Raw genomic sequence first — 15,401 nt, forward strand, 5'->3', positions numbered from 1 at the left:
CCGAACGCATGGAACGGTCCATCCCCATGAGACAGCCGACCATCCGTGACGTCGCCGACCGCGCCGGCGTCTCGAAGTCGCTGGTCTCGCTGGTGCTGCGGGGCTCCGAGCAGGTGCGCCCGGAGAGGCGCGAGGCCGTCCTGCGGGCCGTGCGCGAGCTCGGCTACCGGCCCAACGCCGCCGCGCGCAGCCTCAGCGAACAGCGCACCCGCACGGTCGGCGTCCTGCTGAACGACCTGCGCAACCCCTGGTTCGTCGACCTGCTCGACGGCCTGAACTCCCTGCTGCACGACAACGGTCTGCACATGCTGCTGGCCGACGCCCGCCTCAACCGCCGTACCGGCCAGGACCCCGCCGGCCCCCTGCTGGACCTGCGCGTCGACGGACTGGTCGTCGTCGGCACGCTGCCCGACCCGGCGGCGCTCGCCGAGGCCGCCGCACGCCTGCCCGTGGTGGTCGCCGGGGCCTGCGAACCGGCCCCCGCGGGCGTGGACGTGGTCGCCAACGACGACGAGCGCGGCGCCCGTCTGGTCACCGAACACCTCATCGGCCTCGGCCACCGGCGGATCGCGCACATCGCGGGCTACGGGGCGGTCGGCGAGCTGCGCCGGCGCAGCTTCGAGGCGGTGATGCGCGCGCACGGCCTGGCGGACGGGGCCCTCGTCGAGGCCGGGGACATGACCGAGGAGGGCGGCTACCGGGCGACGGTCCGGCTGCTGAGCGGCCCGGACCGGCCGACGGCCGTCTTCGCCGTCAACGACATCTGCGCCATCGGCGCGCTGTCGGCCGCCGAGGAGTCGGGGCTGCGGGTGCCGCGCGACCTGTCGGTCGTCGGCTACGACAACACCAGCATCGCCCGGCTGCGGCACGTCTGGCTGACCACGGTCGACAACGCCAGCCACGAGGTCGGCCGGCGCGCCGCCCGCTGTCTGCTGGACCGGCTCGCCGGCACCGGGGGAGCGGGCGGGGTCCGGCTCGCCGCGCCCACGCTGGAGGTCCGGGGCACGACGGGCCGCCCGCTCACAAGTTGATCGCGTACGCCTTGCGCAGCGTCTCGTGCACCGTCCACGTCGTACGGTCGCCCTCGCGCAGCACGGCCATGTCGCCGGGCCCGACCTGAAGCGTCGGTCCGCCCTCGACCTCGATGGTGGCCGAACCGCTGACGACGACGAAGAGTTCGTCAGCCTCGGTGTCGGTGACCACGCCCGGCGTGATCTGCCAGATGCCCCGCACCTGACGTCCGTCGGGGGACTCCCACACCACCTTCCCGGTCACCTCGGGCGTCCCGGAGACGATCTGCTCGGGCGCCAGCGGCTCGGGTTCGAGCTCGGCGTCGGGGATGTGAAGAGCGAAGCTGTGCGTCATGCGGCCGACCCTAACCCCGGGCAACGGCCGCCCGGCCCGGACACAGTGTGGGGCGTTGGAGGGATGGGGCGGACACTCCGTCGCGCCCGAAGCGCAGGTCGCAGGACATGCGAACGGACCGCGTACAAAATTGTTGACAATCCTGTCTGGCTGGATCTACGTTCGACTGGCACTCACCCAGGGGGAGCACATGCCGAACGAAGCCCGTCCGAGCACCGGGGAGCAGGCCAAGCAGCATGCGCTCGCACGGCTGCGGGAGGCGATCCTGCACGGCGAGATGGCGCCCGCCCAGCGGCTGGTGGAGAACGAACTCGCCGAGCGGTTCGGTGTCACCCGGGCCAGCATCCGCGCGGCACTCATCGACCTGGAGGCCCAGGGACTCGTCGAGCGGATCCGCAACCGCGGCTCGCGCGTACGGGTGGTGAGCGTCGAGGAGGCGGTCGCCATCACCGAGTGCCGCATGGTGCTGGAAGGGCTCTGCGCGGCCAAGGCCGCCGTCGCCGCGAGCGACGCGCAGCTGGACGAACTCGACGAGCTCGGCCGGGCGATGACCAAGGCCGTCGCCGACGGCGAACCGATGACGTACTCCGAGCTGAACCAGCGACTGCACGCCAAGGTCCGCGAGTTCTCCGGCCAGCGCACGGCCGTGGAGCTCCTGGAGCGGCTCAACGCCCAACTGGTGCGTCACCGCTTCCAGTTGGCGCTGCGACCGGGACGTCCGCAGCACTCCCTGGACGAACACCTGGCCATGATCGAGGCGATCAGGGCCCGGGACCCGCAGGCGGCCGAGGCGGCCGTCCGCGCCCACCTCGCCGGCGTCATCGAGGCGCTGCGCGAGTGAGCCGCACCCGACGGCCGCGCTGAGCCGGCGCGCGGGCGGGCGCACCCACTGTCACCGGAGGAGGAGCAGTCATGACGCATGCCCACGCCCCCACGACCCCGCGCTCGACGCTCGTCGTCACCGCGCACGCCGGCGATTTCGTCTGGCGGGCCGGCGGAGCGATCGCGCTGGCCGCCGCACGGGGCGAGAAGGTCACCATCGCCTGCCTGACCTTCGGCGAACGCGGCGAGTCCGCCCGCGCCTGGCGCGAAGGGAGGGATCTGGCGCAGATCAAGGCACTGCGCCGGGACGAGGCGGAACGCGCCGCCGCCACCCTCGGCGCCGAGGTCCGCTTCTTCGACGCCGGCGACCACCCGCTGCTCCCCACCCCCGAACTCACCGACCGGCTCGTGGCTTTGTACCGGGAGACCCAGCCGGACGTGGTGCTCACCCACCCCGCCGACGACCCGTACAACGGCGACCACCCGGCCGCCCACCGCATGGCCCTCGAGGCCCGGATCCTTGCCCAGGCGATCGGCTACCCCGCCGACGGCGAGGTCATCGGCGCACCGCCCGTCTTCTACTTCGAGCCGCACCAGCCCGAGATGAGCGGCTTCCGGCCCGAGGTGCTGCTCGACATCACCGAGGTCTGGGAGACCAAACGCAAGGCCATGGAGTGCCTGGCCGCCCAACGGCACCTGTGGGACTACTACACCGACCTCGCCGTGCGCCGGGGCGTGCAGCTCCGGCGCAACGCCGGACCCAACCTGGGCCTCGCCCACCGGACCCTCGCCGAGGCGTACATGCGGCCCTACCCGCAGATCGCGAAGGAGCTGGCATGAGCGGCGTGATCGTCACCGGCCCGCCGAAGGCCGACCTCGAGGACGTCGACGCGCTGGCCGGCTTCGGGGTGGCGACGGTGAGCGAGGCCATGGGACGCACCGGCCTGCTGGGCCCGGACATCCGGCCGGTCCAGCAGGGCGTCCGCGTCGCAGGCACCGCCGTCACCGTGCTGAGCTGGCCCGGGGACAACCTGATGCTCCACGCCGCCGTGGAGCAGTGCGGCGCGGGCGACCTCCTGGTCGTCACCACCACCTCATCGTGCACGGACGGTCTGTTCGGGGAGCTGTTCGCCACCGCGCTCCAGCGGCGCGGCGTGCGCGGAGTGGTCCTCACCACCGGTATCCGGGACACCCAGGCGCTGCGCGACATGGGCTTCCCCGCCTGGTCCCGAGCGGTCTCCGCGCAGGGCACCGTCAAGGCGACCGGCGGCTCGGTCAACGTGCCCGTCGCCGTCGACGGCCAGGTGATCCGCCCCGGCGACGTGATCCTCGCCGACGACGACGGGGTGGTCGTCGTCCCGCGCGAGCGCGCCCGCGCGACGGTGGAGCGGGCCGAGGCCCGCGAGGCCAAGGAGGCCGCGACCAGGGCCGCGTTCCTCCAGGGCGAACTCGGCCTGGACCGCTACGGGTTGCGCGAGACCCTGGCCCGCCTCGGCGTCGTCTACCGCACGTACGAGGAGTACGAGGGGGCCCGACTGTGACCGAGGGCGTGCCCTGTCTGCTGATGCGGGGCGGCACCTCCAAGGGCGCCTACTTCCTGGCCGCAGACCTCCCCGCCGACCCCGAGGCCCGGGACGCCCTGCTGCTGCGGATCATGGGCAGCCCCGACGGACGCCAGATCGACGGCCTGGGCGGCGCGCACCCGCTCACCAGCAAGGTGGCGGTGGTGTCGCCCTCCGCCGACCCGCGGGCCGATGTGGACTATCTCTTCCTCCAAGTCGCCGTGGACCTGCCAGAGGTGAGTGACCGTCAGAACTGCGGGAACCTCCTCGCCGGGGTCGGCCCGTTCGCCGTGGAGCGCGGACTCGTCCCGGCGGGGGAGCGGGAGACCTCCGTCCGGATCCGCATGGTCAACTCCGGCGACCTGGCCACGGCCACCTTCCCGACGCCGGGCGGCCGGGTGCGGTACACCGGCGACGCCGAGATCTCCGGAGTGCCGGGCACGGCCGCCCCCGTGGTGATCGAGTTCCCGCCCGGCGAGGGTCCGCTGCTGCCCACGGGGAACGTCCGCGACCGCGCCGCCGGTGTCCCCGTCACCTGCGTCGACAACGGCATGCCGACCGTGCTCATCGCCGCCGCCTCCCTGGGCGTCACCGGCTACGAGACACCCCGGGAGCTGGAGGAGGACACCGCGCTCGCCGAGCGCCTGCGCGCCGTGCGCCGCGAGGCCGCCGTACGGATGGGCCTCGGCGACGTGTCCACGGCGACCGTCCCCAAGCTCACGCTCCTCGCGCCACCCCGGCACGGCGGCGCCGTCAGCACCCGCACCTTCATCCCCGTCCGCTGCCACCCCTCGATCGGTGTGCTCGGCGCCGCGAGCGTCGCCGCCGGACTGCGGCTCGACGGCGCGGTCGGCGCGGACCTGGCCCGGCTCCCCGTCACGGGCGACCACGTCCGTGTCGAGCACCCCACGGGCCACCTCGACCTCGAGTGCGGCCTCGGCACGGACGCCGCCGGCCGTCCCACGGCCCGCCGCACGGCCGTCGTCCGCACCGCCCGCAAGATCTTCGACGGCACCGTCTTCCCCCGCCCCGCCCCGATCCCCGGAGGCCCCCGATGACCCCGCCGCTGGGCGACATCGCCCACCTCGGCCACGCCCAGCTGTTCACGCCCGACCTGGACGCCAGCGTCACCTTCTTCACCGACTACCTCGGCCTCACCGTGAACGGCGAGGACGGCGGCACGGTGTATCTGCGGACCTTCGACGACTACGAGCACCACAGCCTGGTCCTCACCGCCCGCGACCGCCCCGGGATCGGCCGGCTCGCCCTGCGCACCTCCAGCGAGGAGGCGCTCGACCGCCGGGTGAAGGCCGTCGAGGAGACCGGCGGCACCGGCACCTGGGTGGAGGACGAGCCCGGGCTCGGCAGGCTCTACGTCACCACCGACCCCGACGGCCACGAGCACGCCCTGTACTGGGAGAGCGAGCACTACCGGGCGCCCGCGCCTCTGCGCCCCGCTCTGAAGAACCAGCCCCAGGCCAAGCCGAACCGCGGTGTCGGCGTCCGGCGCCTGGACCACGTCAACTTCCTCGCCGCCGACGTGCTCGCCAGTGCCGGGTTCCAGGAACACGTGCTCGGGGCCCGGCCCACCGAGCAGATCCAACTCGACTCCGGCCGGACCGCCGCCCGCTGGCTGACCTTCACCGACAAGTCGTACGACGTGGTCTACACCGAGGACTGGACGGGCACTTCCGGACGGCTGCACCACATCGCCTTCGCGACGGACACCCGCGAGGACGTGCTGCGCGCCGCCGATCTCGCCATCGACACCGGGGTGTTCATCGAGACCGGCCCGCACAAGCACGCCATCCAGCAGACGTTCTTCCTGTACGTGTACGAGCCCGGCGGCAACCGGATCGAGCTGTGCAACCCGCTGACCCGCCTCGTCCTCGCCCCGGACTGGCCGCTGATCACCTGGACCGAGGAGGAGCGGAAGAAGGGCCAGGCCTGGGGCCTGAAGACCATCGAATCCTTCCACACCCACGGGACCCCGCCTGTCATATGAACTGGTCCGTCATATGTACAGATGGTCCGAAGTGGGTTGTACGACGGTATCGCGTATTGTTGCGTCATATGCCCGCCGTGACGTGTGGCAGCTCCCGGGACCACGGGGGCCTATGAGGTATGTCTGAAGGGGGAGCGGACGTGGTGGCACTTCTCGCGCTGGTGGCGGTCGTCGCCTATATGGCGAAGGCGGGCCTGCCCTGGTGGGTGGTCGCACTGGTGACCGTACTGATGGCGGGGTTCGTCGGGGGCATGTCCTGGAGCCCGAACCGGACCCCGCGCGGCATCGCCGCCCGGGGTCCGGCCGGCCGACCCGCGCACCCCATGGCCGACCCGGATGCGCCCGTGTGCCCGGAGGAGCCGCCCGTCGGCGCGGCTCCGCCCATGAGGTAGGGTTGACCTGCGTGATCACACGGTTCACCGTGTGACGGGCACCGGGACGTGGCGCAGCTTGGTAGCGCACTTGACTGGGGGTCAAGGGGTCGCAGGTTCAAATCCTGTCGTCCCGACGGTGTACGGGGCCTTCGCGGGCGAGAGTCCGCGGAGGCCCTTTCGCATACGCGGGCTCTGTCAGCCCTCCGTCACCCGCAGCTCCGCCCATCGGCACGTCCCGCCGGCCTGCACCCGTACCCCGCACCGCTCGGACAGTGTGCTGACGATGTCCAGGCCCCGGCCGTGCTCGTCGGGGTCGACCGCGGACGGCTGGGCCGCGGGGCCGGTGTCGGTCACCTCGACGCGGACCGCCGCACAGGTGTCCCCCTGATCGCGGGAGACCCGCAGCGTCGCGGGCGGCAGGGCGTGCACGACCGCGTTCGTGATCAGTTCCGAGACCACCAGCAGGACGTCCGCGGCGGCGTCCGCCGGCAGATTCCAGTCGGCCAGGACATCGCGGACCCGGCGCCGTACGCCGCCCACCGCTCCCGGCGTGTGCGGCAGGCTGAACAGGTGCTCGACTTCCCCCGAAGGCGCGGCACACAGCTGCGCAGTGATCATCGGTCCTCCTCCTCGGGGAAGCCTGCCGGACGGAAAGCGGGCGTGATGTGAAACGGTAGAAAGGCGAAGCAACCCGGTCAACGAACCCGGGTCGGCATTACCGAACGAGAGTCCCTCAAGGGATAAATCGGACTACGCTCGATGCATGGCGGGCCCCGTCCAGTCCATCGAGCGGGCCGCGGCGATCCTCCGACTGCTCGCCGGGGGCTCCCGCCGGCTCGGCCTCGGCGAGGTCGCCTCCTCCCTGGGTCTCGCGAAGGGCACCGCCCACGGCATCCTGCGCACCCTGCAGCACGTCGACTTCGTCGAACAGGACCCGGCGACCGGCAAGTACCAGCTCGGGGCGGCCCTGCTGCACCTCGGCACCAGCTATCTCGACGTCAACGAACTGCGGTCCCGCTCGATCAACTGGGCCGACGCCCTCGCCGCCCGCAGCGGTGAGGCCGTACGGCTCGGCACGCCCCTGGAGGGCAGGGTGCTCGTCATCCACCATGTCTTCCGGCCCGACGACACCCTCCAGACCCTCGACGTCGGCGCGCTGCTCCCGCTGCACGCCTCCTCGCTCGGCAAGGTCCTGCTGGCCTTCGGCGCGGCCCCCGTCGAGCCGCTGCTGGAGACCGAGCCCGAGGCCTACACCCGGCACACCCTCGTCCACTTCTCCGACCTGCACCGGGCGCTCGCCGAGATACGGGACCTCGGCTGGGGCGCCGAGGTGCAGGAGATGAGCATGGGGGAGGCCGGGATCGCCGCCCCGATCCGGGGACAGGGAGGCCTCGTCGTGGGAGCGATCGGCGTGTCCGGCGCCGTCGAGCGGATCTGCGACACCAAAGGCCGGCCTCAGCCGGCCCTGATCACCGTGCTGCGGGAGGCGGCGCGCGCCATCTCCAGGGATCTCGGCGCGGCCCGCTGGTAGGGCCGGGCACCCACGACACGGCGGAAGGAGGGCCGATCATGGTGGAGCGGTACGTGATGTCCATCGACCAGGGCACCACCTCCACCCGGTGCATCCTGTTCGACCACGGCGGCCGGCTGGTCTCCGTCGCCCAGCGCGAGCACCAGCAGTTCTTCCCGCAGCCCGGCTGGGTCGAGCACGACGCCGTCGAGATCTGGCGCAACCTCCAGCGCGTCGTTCCGGAGGCCCTGGCGAACGCCCAGGTCACGCCCGACCAGATCGCCGCCGTCGGGATCGCCAACCAGCGTGAGACGACCGTGCTGTGGGATCCGCGCACCGGCGTCCCGCTGGGCCGCGCGATCGTCTGGCAGGACACCCGCACCGCCCCCTACGTCGAGGAGCTGCGCCGGGACCCCGGCGACGACTTCTTCCTCGACCACTGCCTGCTGCCGCCGTCGACCTACTTCTCCGCGCCCCGCATCCGCTGGCTGTTCGACCATGTCGACGGGCTGGAGCGGCGCGCCCAGGACGGCGAGGTGCTCTTCGGCACCATCGAGAGCTGGCTGATCTGGAACCTCACCGGCGGCAAGGACGGCGGACTGCACATCACGGACGCCACCAACGCCAGCCGCACGATGCTCATGGACATCCGCACCCTCACCTGGGACCCGGCGCTCATGGACTTCTTCGGGGTGCCGCGCGCGATGCTGCCGGAGATCCGCTCCTCCGCCGAGCGCTACGGAGAGGCCCGCGCCGTACTTCCCGGCGTCCCGATCACCGCCGCCCTCGGCGACCAGCAGGCGGCCCTGTTCGGGCAGACGTGCTTCTCACCGGGGGAGGCGAAGTGCACGTACGGGACCGGGAGCTTCCTGGTGATGAACACCGGCACCGACCTGGTGCGCTCCGAGCACGGGCTGCTCACCACGGTCGCGTACAAGATCGACGAGCAGCCCACGGTGTACGCGCTGGAGGGCCCGATCGCCGTCACCGGCTCCCTCGTGCAGTGGTTCCGCGACCGGCTCGGCCTGATCCACAGCGCTCCCGAGATCGAGACGCTGGCCCGCACCGTCGAGGACAACGGCGGCTGCTACATCGTCCCCGCGTTCTCCGGCCTGTTCGCGCCGCACTGGCGCAGCGACGCCCGGGGCGTGATCGTCGGTCTCACCTCGTACATCACCAAGGGGCATCTCGCGCGGGCGGTCCTGGAGGCCACCGGCTGGCAGACCCGCGAGGTGGTGGACGCGATGAACGCCGACTCCGCGCTCGCCCTGAAACAGCTCAAGGTGGACGGCGGCATGACCTCCGACCATCTGCTCATGCAGATCCTCGCCGACGTCCTCGACGTGCCCGTCGTACGGCCGCTGGTCGCCGAGACGGTGTCGCTGGGCGCCGCCTACGCCGCCGGGCTCGCCGCCGGGTACTGGCCGGACCTGGCGGTCCTGCGGCGCAACTGGCACCGCGCCGCTCAGTGGCTGCCCGACATGGACGCCGAACGGCGGGAGTGGGAGTACGAGTCCTGGCAGCGTGCCGTCGAGCGTTCGCTCGGCTGGGTCCGTACTCCCCCGCGCCCGCAGAGCCGCGGGCCCTCCGTCACCGAGTGACCAGCAGGCCCCGGCCGCGCAGCACCCGGCGCTCCAGCGGGCTGAAGATCAGCAGGTCGATGGCGATGCCGACGAGCAGGATCAGGAAGATCGCCAGGAAGACCTGGGACATGCTGCTGTTGTTCCGCCCGTTCTCCAGGAGCTGGCCGAGGCCCACGCCCAGGTCGGGGGAGGAGGCGATGATCTCGGCGGCCATGAGCGAGCGCCAGGAGAACGCCCAGCCCTGCTTCAGTCCGGCGAGATAGCCGGGCAGCGCCGCCGGCATCACCACGTGCCGGGCCTCGCGCAGCCCCGTGGCGCCCAGCGTGCGCCCGGCCCGCAGGAACAGCGGCGGGATCTGGTCGATGCCCGCGACGAGACCGTTGGCGATCGACGGCACCGCGCCCAGCAGGATGACCGCGTACATCATCGAGTTGTTCAGGCCCAGCCACAGCACGGCCGGCGGCACCCAGGCCACCGACGGCAGGGACTGAAGCCCGGACAGGATCGGGCCGATCGCCGCACGCACGAACCGCACCCGGGCGACGATCAGCCCGAGCGGGGTGCCGATCGCGAGCGCCAGCAGGAAGCCGAGCAGACCGCGCGAGACCGACGTCCAGATGTAGTCGAGCAGCGTGCCCTGGAGCCAGGCGTCCCGCAGCTCGCCCCACACCTCGGACGGCGAGGGCAGCTTGTAGGCGGGGACGACCTCCGCCCAGACGAGCACCTGCCACACCGCCAGGACCAGCGCCACCGCCGTGACCGGCGGCAGCACCTTGCGGACCAGGGTCTCGCGCAGCGGGGTGCGCCGGACCTGCACCGAGTCCAGGGCGTCGAGCCCGGCCTCCAGCCCGGCCAGGTCCTCGGTGCCGCTCTTGCTGGTGTCGACCTTGGTGTCGACGCCGTTGTCAGTGCCGGCCATGGCGGCGGATCTCCCCACGCAGTTCTTCGGTGATCTCGGCGGACAGTTCGGCCACCGCGGTGTCCTCGATCCGGCGGGGCTGCGGGATGCCGACGCTCCACTCCCGCGCCACCCGCCCCGGCCGCGACGACAGCAGCACGACCCGCTGGGCCAGCTTCACCGCCTCGCGGACGTTGTGCGTCACGAACAGGACCGAGACGCCGGTCTCCCGCCAGATGCGGGTGAGTTCGTCGTGCAGGACGTCCCGGGTGATGGCGTCCAGCGCCGCGAACGGCTCGTCCATCAGCAGCAGCCGGCTCTCCTGCGCGAGCGCCCGCGCCAGGGCGACGCGCTGGCGCATGCCGCCGGACAGCTCGTGCACCCGCTTGCCGTACGCGCCCTTCAGCCGGACCAGTTCGAGCAGTTCCTCGGCGCGCTCGCGCCGCTCGGCCTTCGCCACGCCCCGCAGCTTCAGGGCGAGTTCGATGTTCTTCCCGGCCGTGAGCCAGGGGAACAGGGCGTGTTCCTGGAACATCAGGGCGGGGCGGCCGTCGGTGCTGATGGTGCCCGCGCTGGGCCGGTCGAGGCCGGCGACCAGGTTGAGCAGGGTGGACTTGCCGCAGCCGGAAGCCCCCAGGAGGGTGACGAACTCGCCGGGGGCGACGTCGAGGGTGATGTCGTCGAGGACGAGCTGCTGCCCGGCCGGGCCGGCGAAGGACTTCGAGACATGCTCGATCCGGGCGGCTCGGGGCGCCGCCGGGACGTCCTCGGCGACCTTCTCGGTCGTGGCCGTCGTGGTGGCCATGGTCGTCACCTCCTGGGGGACTGAACGGATGCGGTGGTGCGGTTACTTGACGCCGAGACCGGCGTCGTCGACCGCGTCCTTGCCCTCGGCCTTCAGGACCTTGTTCAGCGGACGGAGGTCGTAGATGCCCTTCAGGTCGGTCTCGTCCAGGAGGCCGGACGCCACCGAGTGCTCCGCCTGGGTGTCGAGGGTCGCGGCCAGCGGGTCGTCCAGGAAGGCGATCGACTTCCACGCCGGGTCGAGCACCTTCGCGGGCAGGGCCTTGCCGGACAGGCTCTCCAGCGCCTTGTTCGCGGACGCCTTCGCCTGGTCCGGGTTGGCGTTGATCCACTCGTTGGTCTTCACCGAGCCGCGCAGCACCGCCTCGACGACGTCCGGGTGCTCCTTCAGGAAGCTCTGCGACACGATGATGTTCGTGATCACGAACTTCTTGTCGGGCCACAGGTCGGACTCGTCGAGGAGCACCTTCGCGCCGTCGGCGACCAGCTTGGAGGCGGTCGGCTCGGGCACCCAGGCGCCGTCGATGGAACCGGACTTGTAGGCGTCCGGGGTGATCTTGTTGTCGGTGCGGACGACCGAGACGTCGCCCTTGCCGCTCTCGGCGTCGACCTTCCAGCCCTGCTCGGAGATCCAGTTGAGCAGCGCCACGTCCTGGGTGTTGCCCAGCTGCGGGGTGGCGATCTTCTTGCCCTTGACGTCCTTCAGGGACTTGATCTTCTTCGGGTTGACGACGAGCTTCACGCCGCCGGAGGCCGAACCGGAGATGATCCGCAGGTTCTTGCCCTGCGCCTTGGTGTAGCCGTTGATGGAGGGGGAGGGGCCGATCCAGCCGATGTCGATGGAGCCGGAGTTGAGCGCCTCGATCTCGGACGGGCCGGCGTTGAAGGTCGACGGCTTGATCTTGGTGCCGCCGAGCTCCTTCTGGAGCAGGCCCTCCTGGACGCCCACCAGGGCGGTGGCGTGGGTGAGGTTCGGGAAGTAGCCGATCTTCACCGTGTCGGCGGAGAGCTTCTTGGCGTCCGCCGCGACCTCGGCCTGCTTGCCGCTGTCGTCGGAGGATTCGGCGCCGTAGCCGCAGGCGGTCAGCAGCAGGGGGAGCGCCGCGATGACGGCGACGGTGCGCAGGGTGGTGAGCGGGCGTGCGGCAGACACGGAGGTGTCCTCTCAGGGATGAGTGAGCAGGAAAGAACGGCGGCGCGTACATCGGGCGCCGCGGGGAGCGCCGGCCCGGACGGGGCGGCGGGGGTGACCCAGGAACGGTGCGGACTGGTCCCGCGCGGGGCGTCAGCGCTTCCGACAGATGGCGCTGGACGTGCGGGCGAAGTCGATGTGCCGGCGCGAGGTCAGCAGCAGACGGCACAGGTCTGCGTGGTCGTGCGCACTCATGGCCACCCCACCCCGCAGATCCATAGTTTTCCTACCTGGTTGATGGGGATCGTGGCAGAAGGTGGGCGCTACCCCAAGAGGCTTTTCATATGATGGACACTTCCTTCTCATCATCTGAGATTGTGCTGGTCACGGGGGCGGCGCGAAGGGCGCGCAGAAGAGCGCGTGCCACGGCGTCGTTCTGCCGGAAACCGGGCGCGTCGGTGCGGGGACGGGCGAACGCGGCGACGGCACGGCTGTTCGTCGGAGCGCCGAGCGCGATCCGGCGCGGGTGCGGGCCGCCGAGGGACGGGTCGAGGACATGCCCGTCCGTGGGCACGACGGCCAGCAGCCCCGAGCGGTGCCGGTGCCCGGCGTCGGCGACGACCTCCTCGGTCAGCGCGCCGGCCCGGTGCAGCCCGCGCAGCAGCGGGTCCTCGGTGCGCTCCAGGCTGGGGCCCGGCAGATACGCCTCGATCAGGGCGGTCGCGTGGACGGTGTGCCCGGGCACCGTGGGACTGGACGCGGTGAAGGTGCCGGTCTCCTCGTCGGTGCCGACCCGGACGCCGGCGCCCAGGAAGCGGACGATCCCGGCGCGCGAGAGGGCCAGCAGCTGCCGCAGCCGGAAGCCGGGCGGCCCGGACGCCAGGAAGCTGAAGAACCCGTGCCACCAGCCGTCCAGCTCCGCCGCGACCGACGGCGCGGTCAGCCGTCCGGCGGCGAGCAGGCGCGGAAGCTGCCCGTACACCGAGAGCAGCGCGAGGAACGCCCCGAGGTCGGCGCTGAACGCCGGGTCCTCGCGCCGGGCGACGTCGGCGGCGACATGGGCGCGCAGATGCTCCTGGAACGCCTCCGCCGTCGGGAACGTCAGACCGTCCAGAGGATGGTCCAGCGCCTCGAAGTCCAGCCGGTCCGCAGGAGCGGGCACGGCCCGTGCCACGAGCTCGGCCATGGCGTCGTCGTACCAGCCGAGACGGTCGTAGGCGGCGGCGAACTCCGTCCACGGCAGTGTCGTACGCCCGGGGTGGGCGTGGAACAGCTCGTGGTAGTGGCCGAAGCCGATCTCCTTCGCCATCAACGGCCAGACGTCGCGCCGCAGTTCCAGCGGGCGGCCCTCGGCGAGCAGCGCGTCGACGGCCTCCGGTCCGAAGTGGCGGGGCAGCGGCGGCCGGGGTCCCTGGAGCCGGTAGCGCGTCTTCGAGTGGTACGGCACCCCGCGCCGCGAGCCGACGTGCAGGACCGGCTCCCGGCCGGACGGCAGATAGGTGAGCGAGCCGTCGGCCTCGGTGCGGAACGTGCCGCCGCGGCCCTCGGTGAGCAGCGCCATCAGGTCGACGAAGGCCAGCCCGAAGCCGCGCAGGACGACGTGCTCGCCGGGTCGCAGCGTGGACAGGTCGGCGTCCGAGGAGAACTCCGGCGGCAGATGGAAACGACCGTGGCGGCGGGCGAACTCCGCGTGGGCGCGGTGCTCGTCGGCCGGCGTCGAGCCGAGGTGCCCCTGTGCGAGGACCACGGCGTCGGCGACGAGCGGGTCCGCCCGGCCGGCCAGACGCACCTCCTGCGGCCCGTCCGCCGGGCCGGTGACGGCGGTCGCCGTGGTGCGGTGCCACTCGACCGTGATCCCGGGCGGCAGTTCGGTCAGCACCCGGCGGAACACCCAGTCCAGATAGGCGCTCTGGGCCCGCCGGGTCGGGAAGTCGGAGCCGTCGAGGGTGCGCAGCTCGGCCAGGACGTCCGGGTCGGCGGGCTCGGCGTAGGGCGCGTGGCGCGGACCCGTGCCGGAGAACTGGGCGGCCCACTCGGCCAGTGAGGGCCCCGGCCGGACGGGTCCGTCGAGGGTGGAGGACTCGTCGGTGAACATGGTGACGTCTTCCGCCATGGAGTTCATCCGCAGCAGCGCGGACTGCTGCTGACGCCAGATCCGGCCCGGCCCCGGCGGATGCGGGTCGACCAGATGGATCCGCAACCGGCCTCGCCCGTCCCAGAGTTCGGGGGCGTTCGCGGCGATGCGCTCCAGCAGCCCCGTGGCACGCGGTCCCGCGCCCACGACGACCAGCACCGCCGTGTCGGAGCCGCTCGCCGAGTACGCGCTCACCGGTCACCGCCGATCGCCGGGCGGGCGTCGGACGCGGTCGCCGCGCCCAGCCGGCGCCGCAGCAGACGCACCTGGTCCCGCGCCCGTCGCAGCGGAGTGGGCGGCAGGGCACGGGAGTTGCCGCGCGCGTAGTACCGCTCGACGTAGAACTGCCCCACGCTGAGCACCGTCGTCACCGCGATGTACCACAGCGTGGCGACCATGAGCAGCGGGATGATCTGGTAGGTCTGGTTGTAGATCAGCTGCACCGAGTACAGCAGGTCGTGCACGGCGAGCACACTGACGATGCTGGTGCCCTTCAGCGTGCCGATCAGCATGTTCCCGGCGGTCGGCACGATGGAGCGCATCGCCTGCGGGACGACGATCCGCCGCAGCGTACGGCCCCGGCTCAGCCCGAGCGCCTGCGCGGCCTCGGTCTGCCCGCCGTCCACGGACAGGATGCCGCCGCGCACCACCTCGGCCGCGTACGCGCTCTCGTGCAGGGTCAGACCGATGACGGCGGTGAGCGTGGGGCCGAGCAGATTGACCGTCTTGACGGTGAGGAACTGCGGGCCGAACGGGATGCCGAGGCCGAGCGTCGGATAGAGCGCGCCGATGTTGAACCAGAACAGCAGCTGCACCAGCAGCGGCGTGGACCGGAAGATCCACACATAGCCCCAGCTCAGGGTGCGCAGCACCGGGTTCGCCGACAGCCGCATCACCGCGAGCACGGTGCCGAGCAGAAAGCCCAGCACCATCACCAGGGCCGTCAGCCACAGCGACAGCAGCAGCCCGTCGAGGACGGCGGTCGTGGTGAAGTACCGGCCCACCACGCCCCATTGGAAGGCGTCGTTGCGGACGACGGAGTTCACCACCATCGCGAACAGCAGCAGCGCGAGGCCGGCGGTCAGCCACCGGCCGGTGTGCCGGCGCGGCACGATCCGCGGGTCGGCGTCCGGTGGTGGGGAGGCGGCGGGGCCCTTCGCGGCAGGGCGGGAGGAGACTTCGGGCGAGGTGACCATGGGAGGGCTCTCCGGG

General features: G+C 72.1%; 17 protein-coding genes and 1 tRNA gene. 10 read left to right on the forward strand and 8 right to left on the reverse strand.

Features of this window, described 5'->3' with window-relative positions; translation table 11 throughout:
* The first annotated feature begins 26 nt into the window (after positions 1 to 26).
* Complete coding sequence (locus KBY32_RS01505; RefSeq protein WP_210978523.1) at positions 27 to 1,031, forward strand: LacI family DNA-binding transcriptional regulator; 1,005 nt, start codon at positions 27 to 29, stop codon at positions 1,029 to 1,031.
* Here KBY32_RS01505 and KBY32_RS01510 read toward each other — a convergent pair.
* Complete coding sequence (locus KBY32_RS01510) at positions 1,021 to 1,365, reverse strand: cupin domain-containing protein (protein WP_210978524.1); 345 nt, start codon at positions 1,363 to 1,365, stop codon at positions 1,021 to 1,023. The two genes, KBY32_RS01505 and KBY32_RS01510, sit on opposite strands and share 11 nt — an antisense overlap.
* Positions 1,366 to 1,555: 190 nt before the next feature.
* Between KBY32_RS01510 and KBY32_RS01515 the strand changes: the two genes are divergently transcribed.
* The 7 genes from KBY32_RS01515 (at position 1,556) to KBY32_RS01545 (ending at position 6,262) form a co-directional block, all read left to right on the forward strand.
* The gene (locus KBY32_RS01515; protein ID WP_115507256.1) at positions 1,556 to 2,206 is read left to right on the forward strand and encodes a GntR family transcriptional regulator; all 651 of its coding nucleotides are present in this window, start codon (positions 1,556 to 1,558) and stop codon (positions 2,204 to 2,206) included.
* A 71-nt stretch (positions 2,207 to 2,277) separates the two neighbouring features.
* Positions 2,278 to 3,027: a PIG-L deacetylase family protein gene (locus tag KBY32_RS01520; protein ID WP_210978525.1), complete on the forward strand. Its 750-nt coding sequence runs from the start codon at positions 2,278 to 2,280 to the stop codon at positions 3,025 to 3,027.
* Complete coding sequence (locus tag KBY32_RS01525; protein WP_210978526.1) at positions 3,024 to 3,728, forward strand: 4-carboxy-4-hydroxy-2-oxoadipate aldolase/oxaloacetate decarboxylase; 705 nt, start codon at positions 3,024 to 3,026, stop codon at positions 3,726 to 3,728. The genes KBY32_RS01520 and KBY32_RS01525 overlap by 4 nt, the downstream gene beginning before the upstream one ends.
* A gap of 23 nt (positions 3,729 to 3,751) precedes the next feature.
* Positions 3,752 to 4,807, forward strand: coding sequence for a 4-oxalomesaconate tautomerase (locus tag KBY32_RS01530; protein WP_210978866.1), 1,056 nt, complete (start codon positions 3,752 to 3,754; stop codon positions 4,805 to 4,807).
* Complete coding sequence (locus KBY32_RS01535) at positions 4,804 to 5,754, forward strand: catechol 2,3-dioxygenase (RefSeq protein WP_210978527.1); 951 nt, start codon at positions 4,804 to 4,806, stop codon at positions 5,752 to 5,754. The genes KBY32_RS01530 and KBY32_RS01535 overlap by 4 nt, the downstream gene beginning before the upstream one ends.
* Before the next feature lie 140 nt (positions 5,755 to 5,894).
* Entirely contained in the window at positions 5,895 to 6,146 is a 252-nt protein-coding gene (locus tag KBY32_RS01540; protein ID WP_055619072.1) for a hypothetical protein, read from the forward strand.
* Between the two features lie 42 nt (positions 6,147 to 6,188).
* Positions 6,189 to 6,262: transfer RNA gene (locus KBY32_RS01545), tRNA-Pro, on the forward strand.
* A gap of 61 nt (positions 6,263 to 6,323) precedes the next feature.
* On the opposite strand, the gene KBY32_RS01550 is transcribed toward KBY32_RS01545, so the two are convergent.
* Positions 6,324 to 6,746, reverse strand: coding sequence for an ATP-binding protein (locus KBY32_RS01550; RefSeq protein WP_055619071.1), 423 nt, complete (start codon positions 6,744 to 6,746; stop codon positions 6,324 to 6,326).
* Between the two features lie 145 nt (positions 6,747 to 6,891).
* Between KBY32_RS01550 and KBY32_RS01555 the strand changes: the two genes are divergently transcribed.
* Both KBY32_RS01555 and glpK read left to right on the forward strand, forming a co-directional pair.
* On the forward strand, positions 6,892 to 7,659 hold the full coding sequence (locus tag KBY32_RS01555; RefSeq protein WP_055619070.1) for an IclR family transcriptional regulator: 768 nt from the start codon (positions 6,892 to 6,894) through the stop codon (positions 7,657 to 7,659).
* A 38-nt stretch (positions 7,660 to 7,697) separates the two neighbouring features.
* Positions 7,698 to 9,239: a glycerol kinase GlpK gene (gene glpK, locus KBY32_RS01560; protein WP_055619069.1), complete on the forward strand. Its 1,542-nt coding sequence runs from the start codon at positions 7,698 to 7,700 to the stop codon at positions 9,237 to 9,239.
* Here glpK and KBY32_RS01565 read toward each other — a convergent pair.
* From KBY32_RS01565 to KBY32_RS01585, 6 genes are all read right to left on the reverse strand, one after another.
* On the reverse strand, positions 9,229 to 10,140 hold the full coding sequence (locus tag KBY32_RS01565; RefSeq protein WP_210978528.1) for an ABC transporter permease: 912 nt from the start codon (positions 10,138 to 10,140) through the stop codon (positions 9,229 to 9,231). The two genes, glpK and KBY32_RS01565, sit on opposite strands and share 11 nt — an antisense overlap.
* Positions 10,127 to 10,924 carry an ABC transporter ATP-binding protein gene (locus KBY32_RS01570; RefSeq protein WP_210978529.1) on the reverse strand — a complete coding sequence of 266 codons (798 nt, stop codon included), beginning with the start codon at positions 10,922 to 10,924 and terminating at the stop codon, positions 10,127 to 10,129. Before KBY32_RS01570 ends, KBY32_RS01565 begins: the two co-directional genes overlap by 14 nt.
* Before the next feature lie 42 nt (positions 10,925 to 10,966).
* On the reverse strand, positions 10,967 to 12,076 hold the full coding sequence (locus tag KBY32_RS01575; protein WP_210978530.1) for an ABC transporter substrate-binding protein: 1,110 nt from the start codon (positions 12,074 to 12,076) through the stop codon (positions 10,967 to 10,969).
* Between the two features lie 132 nt (positions 12,077 to 12,208).
* Positions 12,209 to 12,310, reverse strand: coding sequence for a putative leader peptide (locus KBY32_RS35915; RefSeq protein ID WP_309544710.1), 102 nt, complete (start codon positions 12,308 to 12,310; stop codon positions 12,209 to 12,211).
* 85 nt (positions 12,311 to 12,395) lie between these two features.
* A complete protein-coding gene (locus tag KBY32_RS01580; protein ID WP_210978531.1) occupies positions 12,396 to 14,384 on the reverse strand; it encodes an FAD/NAD(P)-binding domain-containing protein in 1,989 nt (662 codons plus the stop codon).
* Positions 14,381 to 15,385 carry an amino acid ABC transporter permease gene (locus KBY32_RS01585; protein WP_055619064.1) on the reverse strand — a complete coding sequence of 335 codons (1,005 nt, stop codon included), beginning with the start codon at positions 15,383 to 15,385 and terminating at the stop codon, positions 14,381 to 14,383. Before KBY32_RS01585 ends, KBY32_RS01580 begins: the two co-directional genes overlap by 4 nt.
* Positions 15,386 to 15,401 lie beyond the last annotated feature (16 nt).

The organism is Streptomyces sp. RK62 (genome assembly GCF_018070255.1).
GTDB lineage: Bacteria > Actinomycetota > Actinomycetes > Streptomycetales > Streptomycetaceae > Streptomyces > Streptomyces nigra.